At 29.7% G+C, this 13,084-nt stretch carries 13 protein-coding genes; 5 read left to right on the plus strand and 8 right to left on the minus strand.

Going from position 1 to position 13,084, the window contains the following annotated elements; translation table 11 throughout:
• Positions 1-2: 2 nt before the first annotated feature.
• On the minus strand, positions 3-1,244 hold the full coding sequence (gene pepT / locus BQ5344_RS10525; RefSeq protein WP_071125270.1) for a peptidase T: 1,242 nt from the start codon (positions 1,242-1,244) through the stop codon (positions 3-5).
• Between the two features lie 265 nt (positions 1,245-1,509).
• Positions 1,510-1,839, minus strand: a complete 330-nt coding sequence (locus BQ5344_RS10530; RefSeq protein ID WP_071125271.1) for a hypothetical protein — start codon at positions 1,837-1,839, stop codon at positions 1,510-1,512.
• Between the two features lie 464 nt (positions 1,840-2,303).
• Here BQ5344_RS10530 and BQ5344_RS10535 point away from each other — a divergent pair, with 464 nt between their 5' ends.
• Both BQ5344_RS10535 and BQ5344_RS12625 read left to right on the plus strand, forming a co-directional pair.
• Positions 2,304-2,681, plus strand: coding sequence for a TM2 domain-containing protein (locus tag BQ5344_RS10535; RefSeq protein ID WP_071125272.1), 378 nt, complete (start codon positions 2,304-2,306; stop codon positions 2,679-2,681).
• A 71-nt stretch (positions 2,682-2,752) separates the two neighbouring features.
• A complete protein-coding gene (locus BQ5344_RS12625) occupies positions 2,753-3,061 on the plus strand; it encodes a DUF2752 domain-containing protein (RefSeq protein ID WP_071125273.1) in 309 nt (102 codons plus the stop codon).
• A gap of 21 nt (positions 3,062-3,082) precedes the next feature.
• Here the strand turns inward: BQ5344_RS12625 and alr are convergent, their stop codons facing one another.
• The 6 genes from alr to recA form a co-directional block, all read right to left on the minus strand.
• A complete protein-coding gene (alr, locus tag BQ5344_RS10545; protein ID WP_071125274.1) occupies positions 3,083-4,249 on the minus strand; it encodes an alanine racemase in 1,167 nt (388 codons plus the stop codon).
• A 29-nt stretch (positions 4,250-4,278) separates the two neighbouring features.
• Positions 4,279-4,800: a hypothetical protein gene (locus BQ5344_RS10550; protein WP_071125275.1), complete on the minus strand. Its 522-nt coding sequence runs from the start codon at positions 4,798-4,800 to the stop codon at positions 4,279-4,281.
• A gap of 112 nt (positions 4,801-4,912) precedes the next feature.
• Positions 4,913-5,506, minus strand: a complete 594-nt coding sequence (locus BQ5344_RS10555; RefSeq protein ID WP_071125276.1) for an XTP/dITP diphosphatase — start codon at positions 5,504-5,506, stop codon at positions 4,913-4,915.
• 120 nt (positions 5,507-5,626) lie between these two features.
• Positions 5,627-6,370: a lysophospholipid acyltransferase family protein gene (locus tag BQ5344_RS10560; protein ID WP_071125277.1), complete on the minus strand. Its 744-nt coding sequence runs from the start codon at positions 6,368-6,370 to the stop codon at positions 5,627-5,629.
• A gap of 24 nt (positions 6,371-6,394) precedes the next feature.
• A complete protein-coding gene (locus BQ5344_RS10565; RefSeq protein ID WP_071125278.1) occupies positions 6,395-7,000 on the minus strand; it encodes a regulatory protein RecX in 606 nt (201 codons plus the stop codon).
• Positions 6,990-8,111: a recombinase RecA gene (recA, locus tag BQ5344_RS10570; RefSeq protein ID WP_071125279.1), complete on the minus strand. Its 1,122-nt coding sequence runs from the start codon at positions 8,109-8,111 to the stop codon at positions 6,990-6,992. The genes BQ5344_RS10565 and recA overlap by 11 nt, the downstream gene beginning before the upstream one ends.
• Positions 8,112-8,372: 261 nt before the next feature.
• Between recA and BQ5344_RS10575 the strand changes: the two genes are divergently transcribed.
• From BQ5344_RS10575 to BQ5344_RS10585, 3 genes are all read left to right on the plus strand, one after another.
• On the plus strand, positions 8,373-10,838 hold the full coding sequence (locus BQ5344_RS10575) for a glycogen/starch/alpha-glucan phosphorylase (RefSeq protein ID WP_071125280.1): 2,466 nt from the start codon (positions 8,373-8,375) through the stop codon (positions 10,836-10,838).
• Positions 10,839-11,079: 241 nt separating this feature from the next.
• Positions 11,080-12,255: a chorismate mutase gene (locus tag BQ5344_RS10580; RefSeq protein ID WP_071125281.1), complete on the plus strand. Its 1,176-nt coding sequence runs from the start codon at positions 11,080-11,082 to the stop codon at positions 12,253-12,255.
• Positions 12,256-12,366: 111 nt separating this feature from the next.
• Positions 12,367-13,083: a pseudouridine synthase gene (locus BQ5344_RS10585; RefSeq protein ID WP_071125282.1), complete on the plus strand. Its 717-nt coding sequence runs from the start codon at positions 12,367-12,369 to the stop codon at positions 13,081-13,083.
• Position 13,084 lies beyond the last annotated feature (1 nt).

The following is a 13,084-nucleotide window of genomic DNA, read 5'->3' on the forward strand; positions in this document are numbered from 1 at the left end:
TTTTACTCTCCTTCAGCGTTCAATCTTACAATCTCCACAATTACATCAGTTGCTAGAATCATACTCTCAAGTGCTACAAATTCGTATTTCCCATGAAAATTTTCCCCACCTGCGAAAATATTTGGCGTAGGAAGTCCCATGAATGAGATTTTTGAGCCGTCTGTTCCTCCACGGATTGGCTTGATTATTGGTTTTATTTCAAGGTTTTCCATTGCTTTTTTTGCTATTTCTACGATTTCCATGTGATTCTTTATGATTTCGCCCATGTTGTAATATTGATCCTTTATTTCAACTGTTGCTAATTCTTTTTTGTATTTTTCATTAATTTTTTTTGCAACATTTTCAGCAAATTTCTTTTTTTCTTCAAACTTCTGTCTGTCGTGATCCCTTAAAATATATGATAATTCAGCGTCTTCACAATTTGCACGGATTTTTTCAAGAAAATAAAATCCTTCATATCCTTCTGTCTTTTCAGGCACTTCATCTGCTGGGAAACTATTTATAATTTCTCCTGCTATTAAACTTGCATTTATCATTTTTCCTTTGGCTGTTCCTGGATGAACGCTTTTACCTTTTATTTTAAATACAGCTCCAGCTGCATTAAAACTTTCGTATTCAAGTTCTCCCACTGGTCCACCATCTATTGTATAAGCAAAATCCGCTCCAAATTCATCCACATTAAAGTTATCTGCTCCACGCCCAATTTCCTCATCAGGCCCAAACGCTATTTTTACTGTTCCGTGTTTGATTTCTGGATGGTTAATCAGATATTTCATAGCCTCAATAATTTCCACAACTCCAGCCTTATCATCAGCTCCCAGAAGTGTTGTTCCATCAGTAGTAATTACAGTTTTCCCAACATAATCCTTTAAATTAGGAAATTCGTCCACAGAAAGTACAATATTTTGCTCCCTATTCAAAACAATATCTTTCCCATCATAGTTTTCCACAATCTGTGGATTTACATTAACTGCATTAAAATCAGCAGTATCCATATGTGCAATAAATCCAATAGTTTTCACATCTTTATCAACATTACTTTTCAAAGTTGCATTAACAAAGCAATTTTCATTCACATATACATCTTCCATTCCTATTTCTTCCAACTCTTTTACAAGCATTTTGGCAAACTCAATCTGTGTTGGTGTGGATGGGATGCTCTCATTTTTCTCATCGGACCTAGTCTCAATTTTAACATATTTCAAAAATCTCTCTTTAAGCGTTTCATATTTGTTTAAATCCATTTACTTTCCCTACTTTCTTTATATTTTTTTACTTATAATTTATTTTACAATTTTTTACATCTTTTTTCAATGTTCTAGTTAAAGAATTTACGAATATATCTAATTTTTTTAATATTTATACTTATAATATTAAACAACCAGCTAAATTATCACTAACTTTTGATATTATTTTGCTAATTTCATTAACTTTATAATAAATAAAAAACTCAAGTAATTATAAGTTAATACAATTTCTTGAGTCATATTTTTATTCTTTGTAATAATATTATTCGTTGCTGCTAGTCATAATTACACCATTTGAAATCAATAGCTGTTTATCATTTTCGCTTGCTGGTTCCCATCCTTTTTCAATTAGAGTTTTTGCATACATTCGATTATATTTTAATGCAATAAAAACACGGTATCCGATTATTGCAAGTCCAAAAGTAAAACTACCGATAATTCCGGCTAAAAATCCAGTTATCAAAAACATAATCGCCTCCTCCTTATCACCTCTAAATAAAGGCACAAACCATCCAAAAAAAAATGTCGTCCATGAGAATCCTAATTTTACTTCTTTTCTCAAACCATTATTTTCTACAATCGCTATTACCATAAAAACAGCCTCCATTTTTTAGATTATTTTATTAATTATATCTTATTTTTATTAAAATTGCAATTTTTCATTAACTTCATTTATAGTTTTATTATAGTAGACCACTTACCATTTGAAAAATAGAAATATAATTATTTAATAATCTTGTAAAAAACAACTTTAGTTTCATAACTTTTTTTGTTTTGACTTTCACTATTTAAAAAGAAATATATTATAAAATGCGATAAAATAGTAAAAAGCTATAAATTAATCTATTGTTTTTTATTCCCGAAAACTTAGTCAGCACATCATCCTGCATTGTCCCCGCCCACTTCGCTAATTGCCTCAATAGTAATTTCATTTCCAATTTGCTTTTTAAATTCGTTTGTATAATTCCTTTACTTCTCTAAAATTAAAATTTTTATTGCATTCACTAAAATTATATTATATAATTAATGCATAATTTATTAAAGGAGGAATTTGTTATGAATGATATTACTAATCCGCAATCAGATAGAATTAACCCTGATTTTGTACAACAATACATTATGGCGAATGCTAAATTTTTTCCAGAAGATTCAATAAATGAACTTAAAGCAAGATTATCTAAACTTTCACAAAATCAGTTCAACGCAATTCAAGGAATTCAATTAAAAGATCCTATGATAATGCTACTTTTATCACTTTTTCTTGGTTCTTGGGGTATTGATAGATTTCTTCTAAAAGAAATTGGATTAGGTATAATAAAATTATTAACTGCTGGTGGATGTGGTATTTGGACTATCGTTGACTGGTTTTTAGTTATGAATAGAACTAGAGAATTTAACTACAAATTAGTTTTTGACTCTTTACCTATCGGTTAATTTAACATGTAAATTTTTTAAGATTTAAAATATTTACATAATAAACTAATTTAATACAATTGGAAATCAATATGAAAAAATACTTTAACTTATTATTTAATTATCATAAAAACAATCTTATTTTGTACATATCACTTGTATTTATAATTTCTATAAGATATTATTTTAAAATACCGTCACCATTTGGATTTGTTTTAAAACCATTACATATCCATTATTGGAGTGAAGGCTTAACAACAGCATTTATACAATTGATAAAGGGCAATTTTTATCATGCTTATAAAATAAACCCTTTGATATTTATTGTTGTGATAGTTATTTTTTTTCATATCTTTTTAGAGCCTATAATTTTTAAAAATTCAAAAACTAAAAAACAGTAAAAAGATTTAAATAAAATCAATTTACTGTTTTTTTATTCCCGAAAACTTAGTCAGCACATCGTCCTGTATAGTCCCAGCCCACTTTGCCACTTGCCTCAATGTTATTTTTTCAGTAATTCCATTTTCAACATTTTTCTGACTCCCAATAATTACAACTTCATCATTTACTTCTACATTTTCTATGTCCGTTAAATCAATAAAAATCATATCCATACAAATTTCTCCAACAATTTTTGCCTTTTTACCATTTATTAAAACATATGCTCCTTCTGAATTTTCAATTTGCTTTTGAAATCCGTGTGCATAGCCTATTGATACAATGCCTATTTTAGAGTCTCTGTTTACAATGCCTTTACTTCCATAGGAAATTTTATCGTTTTTTTTCACATTTCTTATGTTTATAATTTGCGACTTTACTGTTATAACGTCTAATAATCCCACATCATAAGATAAAGGCTCCATTCCATAAAGTGCCATTCCAATACGTGCGAAATCATAATTGTATTTTTCTCCGTATTTAAAAAGCAACGGACTTGCCTGCAAATGTTTGTACTGGTATTTTACATTATTTTTGTCAAATATCTTTAAAATATTTTCATATTTTTCAACTTGCTTTTCAGTTTCAATTTGATTTTCCGCATCTGAAATATGAGAAAAAATAGAGATTATTTCCAGTTTGTTATTTTTAGAATTTATTTTATATTTTTTTATTTTTTCAATTAATTCCAAAATCTCATTTTCATTAAATCCAAGCCTGTTCATTCCACTGTTTACTTTTATATGTATTTTCAAAACTGTATTTTTGAAAAATTTATCCAAAATTTTTAAGTAATCAGATAATTGTGAAAAATTAAAAATTGTAAGTTCAACATTATTTTCTATCACATATTTCAAATTTTTAGGCTCAATGTAATTAAGAACCATTATCTTTATTCTTTTATTTTTCAAAAAGTTTATTTTTTTTTCTTTTTCAAATTTTTTTAGAATTTCAAGAATTTTTATCGCTTCCTCAATATATGCCACCGCAAAGTAATTACAGTTATTTTCTAGCAATATCGGAAAAATATTTTCAATTTCCAGCCCATAGGCATTGTCTTTAATTACACAAATGATATTTTTATTTATAGAGCGTATTTTTTCCAAGTTCCTTTTTAGATTTTCCCTATTTATTTCCAAATTTACTAACATTTTTTATTTTTTCTCTCCTTAACAAATTCCTAAACTGTTATTATTAATGGAGCCATTATTCCTAAAAGGATAACTAATCTCAAAAGCAGGATTTTACGATAAATTTTTTGATACTGTATTTCGGGTATTCCTTTTTCTTTTAGGAAAAATCCGATTGCTGTGATTTTATTAGAAGTGTCGCTTCTGCTGTAACGGTTTACATATGGTTCAAATAATATTTTTTCTTCATTCACTGTCAAATGTATTCTTGGTGTTCCCACATATTTATCCATGTATCCTGTCGTATTTTTACTATCCAATTTTTTTCCATTTAATGAAACCACCCCATTTTCAACTTTTAACTTGTCAATTCTCAAAAAAATAAATAAAATCCAGACAACAATGGCAGCAACTGGCAAAAAAGCTGAAATTGTCCTTGCAACCGAAATTTTTTCCAGCAAAGTAAATGCTATTCCATAAACAATAGACAATATCGCCATTAATATCAGAATTTTATCCACTCCCTTATGAATTAATCCATTAAGTTCAATTTTTTCATTAGTAATTTCCATAATAAACAGCTCCCTTCCAGCCTTTTTTTTATTTAACAAACAATACTAAAAACTGAAATCAAAATTTATAATTTACCTAAATCTATTTTTTAGTCTGAAAAACAATTAATATTTACTTTTCTTCCAGAAGTCCTGATGCAATAAGCTTTCTAAATGCTCTTGCCCGATGGCTCACACTTTTTCTTTCTTCGTCATCTGCTTCTCCAAATGATTTTCCTAGTTCATACGAATAAAAAATTGGATTGTAACCAAATCCATTGTTACCTCTTGCTTCAAACAAAATCTCTCCTTCTATTTCTCCACGGAATGAATGAATTTCCCCATTTGGAAAGGCAATACTTACAACAGATACAAAATGTGCTTTTCTATTTTCTTTCTTCACATCCTTCAGAAGTTCCAGCATTTTTTGGTTCTTTTCGCTGTCAGTCGCATTTTCTCCCCCAAATCTCGCCGAATAAACTCCCGGTGCTCCATCCAAAGCATCTACACAAAGTCCTGAATCATCAGAAACTGTTATAATATTAGTATATTCTGCAATTTCCTTTGCTTTTTTCTGAGAGTTTTCCTCAAAAGTTTCTCCATCCTCCACAACATCAGGAATCTCTAATCCATCTAAAATTGTTACAACTTCCAAATCCATTCCCTCAGTCAATTTTTCAAAGTCTTTTATTTTCCCTTTGTTTTTCGTTGCTAATAATACTTTCATCTCATCACTTTCCTTTTTGTATAAAATAACTTCTCCTAAATTTATTCCTAATTATTTAATCCTGTGCTTTTTTATAAAAATAAATCACAATAAACAGGGGAGTATTAAATTATCCCCTGCTTACAATTTATATTCTTCATAGTTATCTTTTATAATTTTATTTACAATGTTGTGAACTTCTTTTTTTTCTTCTCTTGACATAGTTTTCAAGTCTACTGGCTTATCAACAATAATTTTTATATCCTTGTTTGACGTTACCTTTAAACTTTTACGACTTTGCACTTCATAAGTTCCAACAATTGTAATTGGCAAAATTCTGGCATTTGTATCTGTTGCAAGTTTGAAACTTCCTTTTTTAAACTCACCTATTGTACCATCTTCGCTTCTGCTTCCTTCAGGAAAAATCACATAAGAATGCCCTTTTTTTATTTTACTTATAGCATCTTTCATATCCTTCATTCCTTGCCGTGCATTTTTTCTATCTAAAAATATACAATCAAAGGAACGCATCCAACGTCCGATTGCAGGCCATTTTTTCATTTCCTTCTTTGCTATAAATGAAAAGTCAAGTGGTAAATATCCAAGCAATACTGGAATATCAACATTACTTTGATGATTTGAAATTAATATAACTGCTTCGTTTGTGTCTCGTATTCTTTTTATTTCTTCCTCACTGCCATTTTTGTAAATAACATTTACTTTGCTTCCAGCTCCCCAGATTAGATTTTTACCCCAGTTTTTGGCTACTTTGCACACGTATCTATATCTTTTTTCGCCTTTGTTGAATATTAAATACCATATATGAACAAAACTTCCATAAATAAAAGTTCCGACTAATACAAGATGGTAAAATATTGTTCTCATGTTCTTTTCCTCCCTTACTGCTTATTAGTAATTTTCCTTGTGCTCTTTTAATTTTTTAAAGATTTTATCAAGAGAAAAACCTTGCCTTGCCAAATATTGTATAAGTTTCTGCTCTTCCTTCAGTTTCTTTTCATCCCGACTGTTGCTTGAATTGATTTTTCTACTATTTTTATCAATTAATTTTTTCAGTTTTACATCATCAATATTTTCTTCTTTTTCCTCATCCAAAGTCAAATACGCTTTTTCAACTGTACTTCTGTCAATTCCCTTTTGAAAAAGATTGTAAGAAATACGATTTTTTCCATAAGTTTTGCTTTCAATGTATGAAATCGCATAGTTTAGGTCATTCAGATACCCAAATTCCTCCAGCTTTTCTATTGCCTTTAAAACTGCGTTCTTATTCCAAAATTTTTCTTCCAGCTTTAACCGTACTTCCTTTTTTGTCCTGTCTTTTAATGAAATCAGAAAAATACCTTTTTCAAGAGAGGCTTCATACGAAATCTCATCATAAAACCTCTCAATACTGTCATTTACCTTCAAATCATATTTTTGCCTAATAAGAGGACTTATATCCATAATTTCCTCAGTATCAAGATATATTTTATTACGATAAATTTTATTAATCTTCATTATTTTCCGCTTCTTCACTTTCAGCATTTTCAACTTCAACAGTTTCTACAATTTTTAATTGTTCTGTTTCCTGTTTTGGTCGAATAGCATCAAGCACTTGCTTTTCAAGTCTTCCATATACTTCTTTGTTTTCCTTCAGCATATTTTCAACATTTACACGACCCTGTCCTAAACGTTCATCGCCATAACTGAACCATGCTCCACTTTTTGAAGCAATTCCAAGATTAATCGCTGCATCAAGTACTTCCCCAATTTTAGAAATTCCAGTTCCATACATAACATTAAATTTAGCTTCTTTAAATGGTGGTGCAACCTTATTTTTTGTAACTTTTACTACAACTTCACTTCCAATAACGTCATCTCCCTGTTTAACAGAACCTACTCTTTTTACTTCCATTCTTACAGTTGAAAAGAATTTTAATGCACGTCCTCCCGAAGTCGTTGTCTGTACTCCTGGAACAAATGAGAATCCACCAATTTTTTCTCTTATTTGGTTAATAAAAATCATAACTGTATCAGATTTTGAAATATTTCCTGTCAATTTTCTAAGTGCTTTTGACATAAGTCTTGCTTGAAGTCCCATTTGCTGATCTCCCATTTCTCCTTCAATCTCAGCTTTTGGAACAAGTGCTGCAACCGAATCCACAACAATTACATCCATTGCCCCACTTCTTACAAGCATATCTGATATTTCAAGTGCCTGTTCTCCAGTATCAGGTTGCGAAATTAACAATTCATCAATATTTACTCCGAGAGCCTTTGCATAAACTGGATCCAAAGCGTGTTCCGCATCAATAAATGCCACAGTTCCCCCAGCTTTTTGAGCTTCCGCAATAATATGAAGTGCAAGTGTTGTTTTCCCAGATGATTCTGCTCCATAAATTTCAACAATTCTTCCTCTTGGTACTCCACCAATCCCAAGTGCTATATCCAAATTCAAACTTCCTGTAGAAATAGCCCTAATATTCATTTTTTGATTTTCACCAAGTTTCATTATAGCACCTTCACCATAATCCTTTTCAATTTGTTTCAGTGCCAAATTAAGCATTTTCTCTCTTTCGCTTAATCCTTTATCTTCTTTTTCTTTTTCTTCAGCTTTTTTTCTAGCCATTATACCCTCTCCTTATTTGTTGTTATATTTCAAACATTATTATATCACAATTTGATTTCTTTTTATATATTTTATTTTATATCTTTCACAATTTATTGAAAAATACTTGAAGTTTTACGAATTTTTATAAAAAAAATCAGTATATTTTATTATATAAAATTAAAATAATGGTTAAATGATATTAATTTTATAAAAAAAGTATTGAAATAATACTAAAAAAGTGATACAGTTGAGGTGAAAAAAAATATTTTAGGAGGCAATATGAAAATTGATAAAGCTGAATTAAAGGGAAGTATTCTTAGGAAACTGAGAAGACAATATGGAAAAACCCTTGAGGAAGCCCATGAATTTGAATTATATTATGCAATTTCAAGGGCAGCTTTAGATTATGCGGTGGAAAAATGGTATAATACTAAAAAGACGTATGCTAAAAAACAGGTAAAACAAATATATTACTTCTCAGCAGAATTTCTAATGGGAAGATTTATGGGAAATAACCTGATTAATTTACAAATTAACGATATTATTAAGGAAACATTAAATGAATTAGGTATAGACATTAACAGAATTGAAGATCGTGAAATGGATGCAGGACTTGGAAACGGAGGACTTGGAAGGCTTGCCGCATGTTTTCTTGACTCACTTGCAACATTAAAATTACCAGGGCTTGGATATGGTCTTAGATATAAATATGGAATGTTCGAACAAAAAATTGAAAATGGATTCCAAATAGAATATCCAGATGACTGGACTAAATACGGAGACCCTTGGTCAATCAAAAGAATGGACAGAATTTTTGATGTAAAATTTGGTGGACAAATTGAAGTTCACCGTGATGAATTTGGAAAAGAATACTTTAAACGTGTAAATACTGAAACAGTTCACGCTGTAGCTTATGATGTACCAGTAATCGGTTATGGAAATGATACTGTAAACACATTAAGATTATGGGAAGCAAGATCACCTGAAGGATTTGACCTAAAATTATTCAACGATCAAACTTATTTACAAGCGTCTGCAAAAGCAGTTCAAGCTGAAGATATTTCAAGAGTATTATATCCAAATGATACTGAAAAAGATGGAAAACAATTAAGATTAAAACAACAATTCTTCTTTACGTCTGCTTCATTGCAAGATATTATTAGAAGATATAAATCTGTATTTGGAAACGATTTTTCTAAATTTGCAGACAAAGTTGCGATTCAGTTAAATGACACTCACCCAGTAGTTGCAATTCCTGAATTAATGAGAATTTTCTTGGATAAGGAAAAATTAGGATGGGATGAATCTTGGAATATTTGTAAAAATGTATTTGCTTACACAAACCATACAATTTTATCAGAAGCATTGGAAAAATGGGATATTTCACTATTCCAGCCATTATTGCCAAGAGCTTACCAAATTATTGAAGAAATTAACAGAAGATTTATCGCAGAATTGCAGCAAAAATATCCAGGAGATTGGGAAAGAATCAACAAAATGTCAATCATTGGAAATGGACAAGTTAGAATGGCATGGCTTGCAATCGTAGGATCGCACAAAGTAAACGGAGTTGCAGCACTGCATACAGAAATTCTTAAAAACAGTGAATTAAAAGAATGGAATGAATTATATCCTGAAAAATTCCTAAATAAGACAAATGGAATTACTCAAAGAAGATGGCTACTAAAAGCAAATCCTGAATTAGCAGCATTAATTACAGAGTTAATTGGAGACAAGTGGGTTACAAACTTATACGAACTTAAAAAATTGGAGCAATACTTAGATGATGACAACATATTAAACAGAGTTTCTGAAATCAAATTGCATAATAAAGAAAAATTGGCTAAATATATAAAAGATACTACAGGAATTGAAGTAAATCCTCATTCTATCTTTGATATTCAAGTTAAAAGACTGCACGAGTATAAAAGACAGCTGTTAAATGTACTTCATATTATGGACTTGTACAACAGATTAAAAGAAAATCCATATTTGGATGTTGAACCAAGAACATTTATTTTTGGAGCAAAATCAGCTGCTGGATATAGACGTGCAAAAGGAATTATCAAATTAATCAATGCTGTTGCAGAAAAAGTAAACAACGACAGCGACATTAACGGAAAAATCAAAGTTGTATTCCTTGAAAACTATAGAGTTTCACTTGCAGAAAAAATATTCCCATCAGCAGATGTATCAGAACAAATATCTACAGCAAGTAAAGAAGCATCTGGAACTGGTAATATGAAATTTATGCTAAACGGTGCATTAACTCTTGGAACAATGGATGGAGCAAATGTGGAAATCGTTGAAGAAGTTGGACTTGATAATGCCTTTATCTTTGGACTTTCTGCACAGGAAGTTGAAAATTATCAAGCACATGGAGGGTATAATCCATTTGACGAATATAACAGCGTAGAAGGACTTAAAAAAGTTGTGGATCAGTTAGGTGATGGAACTTATGACGATAACCATACAGGAATCTTCAGAGAATTACAAAATTCATTATTATACGGAGTAGATGGTTCTCGTCCGGATGTATATTTCCTATTAAAAGATTTCGCATCATATAGAGAAGCACAAGATAGGCTTCAAAATGCCTTCAAAGATAAAAGAGAATGGACTAGAAAAGCTCTTAAAAATATTGCAAATGCAGGTAAATTCAGTTCAGACAGAACAATTGCCGAATATGCAAAAGAAATTTGGAATATTGAGCCAGTTGAAATTCAAGATTATATAGAAGATTAATCTAAAAAATAAAATATGATTTAATAAAAAAGGAGTTATTTTTAATTAATTTTAGAAATGCCCCTTTTTTTATTTTCCTTGATTTTTCGAGTTTATTCTAGTATAATTTATACTAAGGTAGAAAAATATTTATTTATTGCTATAATAAATAATTTAATTTCAAATATACTCTAAAGAAAAATTAAAAAAGCTGTGTTATAATAAAAATAAATTATTTTTATAGAAGAAAAAGGTATGATGAATGGATATAAATAAAATTTTGGATTTAGGAGAAATTCGAGAAAGAATAGACAAACTGGATAAACAGCTTGTAGAATTACTTGAGGAAAGACTGTATATTGTACAGGAAGTGGCACAATTTAAAAAAAATACTGGAAAGAAAATTTTTGATGAGGAAAGGGAAAAGGAAGTTGTTAAAAAGAATCTGGAAAGAGTTAAAAATAAGGAGCTAAATCATTATATTGAACTTATTTTAAAAGATATTATGAATTCCAGCAAAGAGTACCAAAAGTTTAAAATTGGGATTTCTACTAAATATGTGAATGATTTGGAATTGGAAAATAAAAAACTGGGATATACTGGAGTACCAGGTTCTTATGCTTACGAAGTGCTTATGAACTTGCTCAAAAATAACAAAAATTCAAATTTTTCCAGTATTGAAGAAAATAAAAATATTTTTCATTTTAATTCACACAAGGATTTAGTAGAAGCTGTGCATACTAATCAAATTGATCTTGCAATATTGCCGATAGAAAATTCTATTGTTGGAGAAGTGCGGGACAGCATTGACTTGATAAATACAAAAAATATCCACATAATCGGAGAAGTCAGACATAAGATTTCACACAACTTGCTTGGTGTAAAAGGAAGCAAAATCGAAGATATAAAGAATGTTTATTCTCACGAACAGGCTTTTATGCAATGTTCAGAATTTTTATCAAAGCAAGAGTGGCATCTTAATCGAATGACAAATACTGCAATTAGCGGAAAATATATTGAGTCAAAAAACCAAAAGGAAAACGCCTGTATTGCAAATATGAAAACAAAAGAAATGTACGATTTAGAACTATTGAAACAAAATATCAATAACGAAGAGGAAAATTATACAAGATTTTTTGTGATTTCAAATGAGAGCATTGTAATTGACGGAAGTGATAAAATTAGCATTGTAACGAGTGCAAAGAATGAATCAGGGGCTTTGATAGAGTTACTGCAGATATTTTATAAATATGGGCTCAATATGGTAAATCTAAAATCACGTCCGAGAGTGAATAAACCTTGGGAATATTATTTTTATATCGATTTTGAAGGTAATATGGCTGACGAGAATGTAAAAATGGCACTTGAGGAAATGAGAGAAAAATCAAATTACTTACAAATTTTGGGAAATTACAAATTATATAATTTGAAAATATAAAAAAACGTAATAAATTAAGATTAAACGCAAAAGTTGTATTATTTGTTTCAAAATATGTGTTTATTTACATTTTTAGGTACAAGATTAATTTTGAAGGAGTCTGAGTGCGAAATGAGATTGGATAAATTTTTGGCAAATTCAGGAATTGGAACAAGGAAAGAAGTCAAGGAAATACTGAAAAATAAGAAAATAAGTGTTAATGATGCTTTTGTAAAAGATGGAAAAATTCAGATTGATGAAGAAAAAGATATTGTAAAATATGAAGATAACATTATTTATTACAAGCCATTTGTCTACATTATGATGAATAAGCCCGCTGGAGTGATTTCCGCAACGGAAGACAATCATCACAAAACTGTTATTGGCTTATTAAACGATGAGTACAGAACTTATGATATTTTTCCAGTTGGACGGCTGGATATTGATACAGAAGGTCTGCTCTTACTTACAAATGATGGAATTTTGTCGCATAATTTACTTTCTCCAAAAAAGCATGTAGATAAAAAATATTATGTAAAAATTGCCAATCCTCTTACTGAAGAGGACATAAAAACGCTTGAAAATGGAATAAAATTAGAAGAAAATTTTATAACCAAAAACGCAAAAGTCAAAATAATTTGTAATAATAGTGAAAACAATGAATATTTGGCATATATAACAATTTCTGAAGGGAAGTTTCATCAGGTAAAGAGAATGTTTAAAGCTGTTAATAATGAAGTTCTTTATTTGAAACGGATGAAAATGGGAAATCTTTTGCTAGATGAAAATTTAAAATTGGGGGAATATCGGGAATTAACAGCAGAAGAATTGGATAGTTTGAAAGTTTAAT

The organism is Leptotrichia massiliensis, assembly GCF_900104625.1.
In the GTDB taxonomy this organism is placed as follows: domain Bacteria; phylum Fusobacteriota; class Fusobacteriia; order Fusobacteriales; family Leptotrichiaceae; genus Leptotrichia; species Leptotrichia massiliensis.

Bases quoted from the DNA above. Each gene is read 5' to 3' on its own strand.
- BQ5344_RS10555 (WP_071125276.1), bottom strand. From the start codon at position 5,506: ATGAAAGTATTATTAGCAACGAAAAACAAAGGGAAAATAAAAGACTTT.
- BQ5344_RS10560 (WP_071125277.1), bottom strand. From the start codon at position 6,370: ATGAGAACAATATTTTACCATCTTGTATTAGTCGGAACTTTTATTTAT.
- BQ5344_RS12625 (WP_071125273.1), top strand. From the start codon at position 2,753: ATGAAAAAATACTTTAACTTATTATTTAATTATCATAAAAACAATCTT.
- pepT (WP_071125270.1), bottom strand. From the start codon at position 1,244: ATGGATTTAAACAAATATGAAACGCTTAAAGAGAGATTTTTGAAATAT.
- alr (WP_071125274.1), bottom strand. From the start codon at position 4,249: ATGTTAGTAAATTTGGAAATAAATAGGGAAAATCTAAAAAGGAACTTG.
- BQ5344_RS10565 (WP_071125278.1), bottom strand. From the start codon at position 7,000: ATGAAGATTAATAAAATTTATCGTAATAAAATATATCTTGATACTGAG.
- BQ5344_RS10575 (WP_071125280.1), top strand. From the start codon at position 8,373: ATGAAAATTGATAAAGCTGAATTAAAGGGAAGTATTCTTAGGAAACTG.
- BQ5344_RS10530 (WP_071125271.1), bottom strand. From the start codon at position 1,839: ATGGTAATAGCGATTGTAGAAAATAATGGTTTGAGAAAAGAAGTAAAA.
- BQ5344_RS10580 (WP_071125281.1), top strand. From the start codon at position 11,080: ATGGATATAAATAAAATTTTGGATTTAGGAGAAATTCGAGAAAGAATA.
- recA (WP_071125279.1), bottom strand. From the start codon at position 8,111: ATGGCTAGAAAAAAAGCTGAAGAAAAAGAAAAAGAAGATAAAGGATTA.
- BQ5344_RS10535 (WP_071125272.1), top strand. From the start codon at position 2,304: ATGAATGATATTACTAATCCGCAATCAGATAGAATTAACCCTGATTTT.
- BQ5344_RS10550 (WP_071125275.1), bottom strand. From the start codon at position 4,800: ATGGAAATTACTAATGAAAAAATTGAACTTAATGGATTAATTCATAAG.
- BQ5344_RS10585 (WP_071125282.1), top strand. From the start codon at position 12,367: ATGAGATTGGATAAATTTTTGGCAAATTCAGGAATTGGAACAAGGAAA.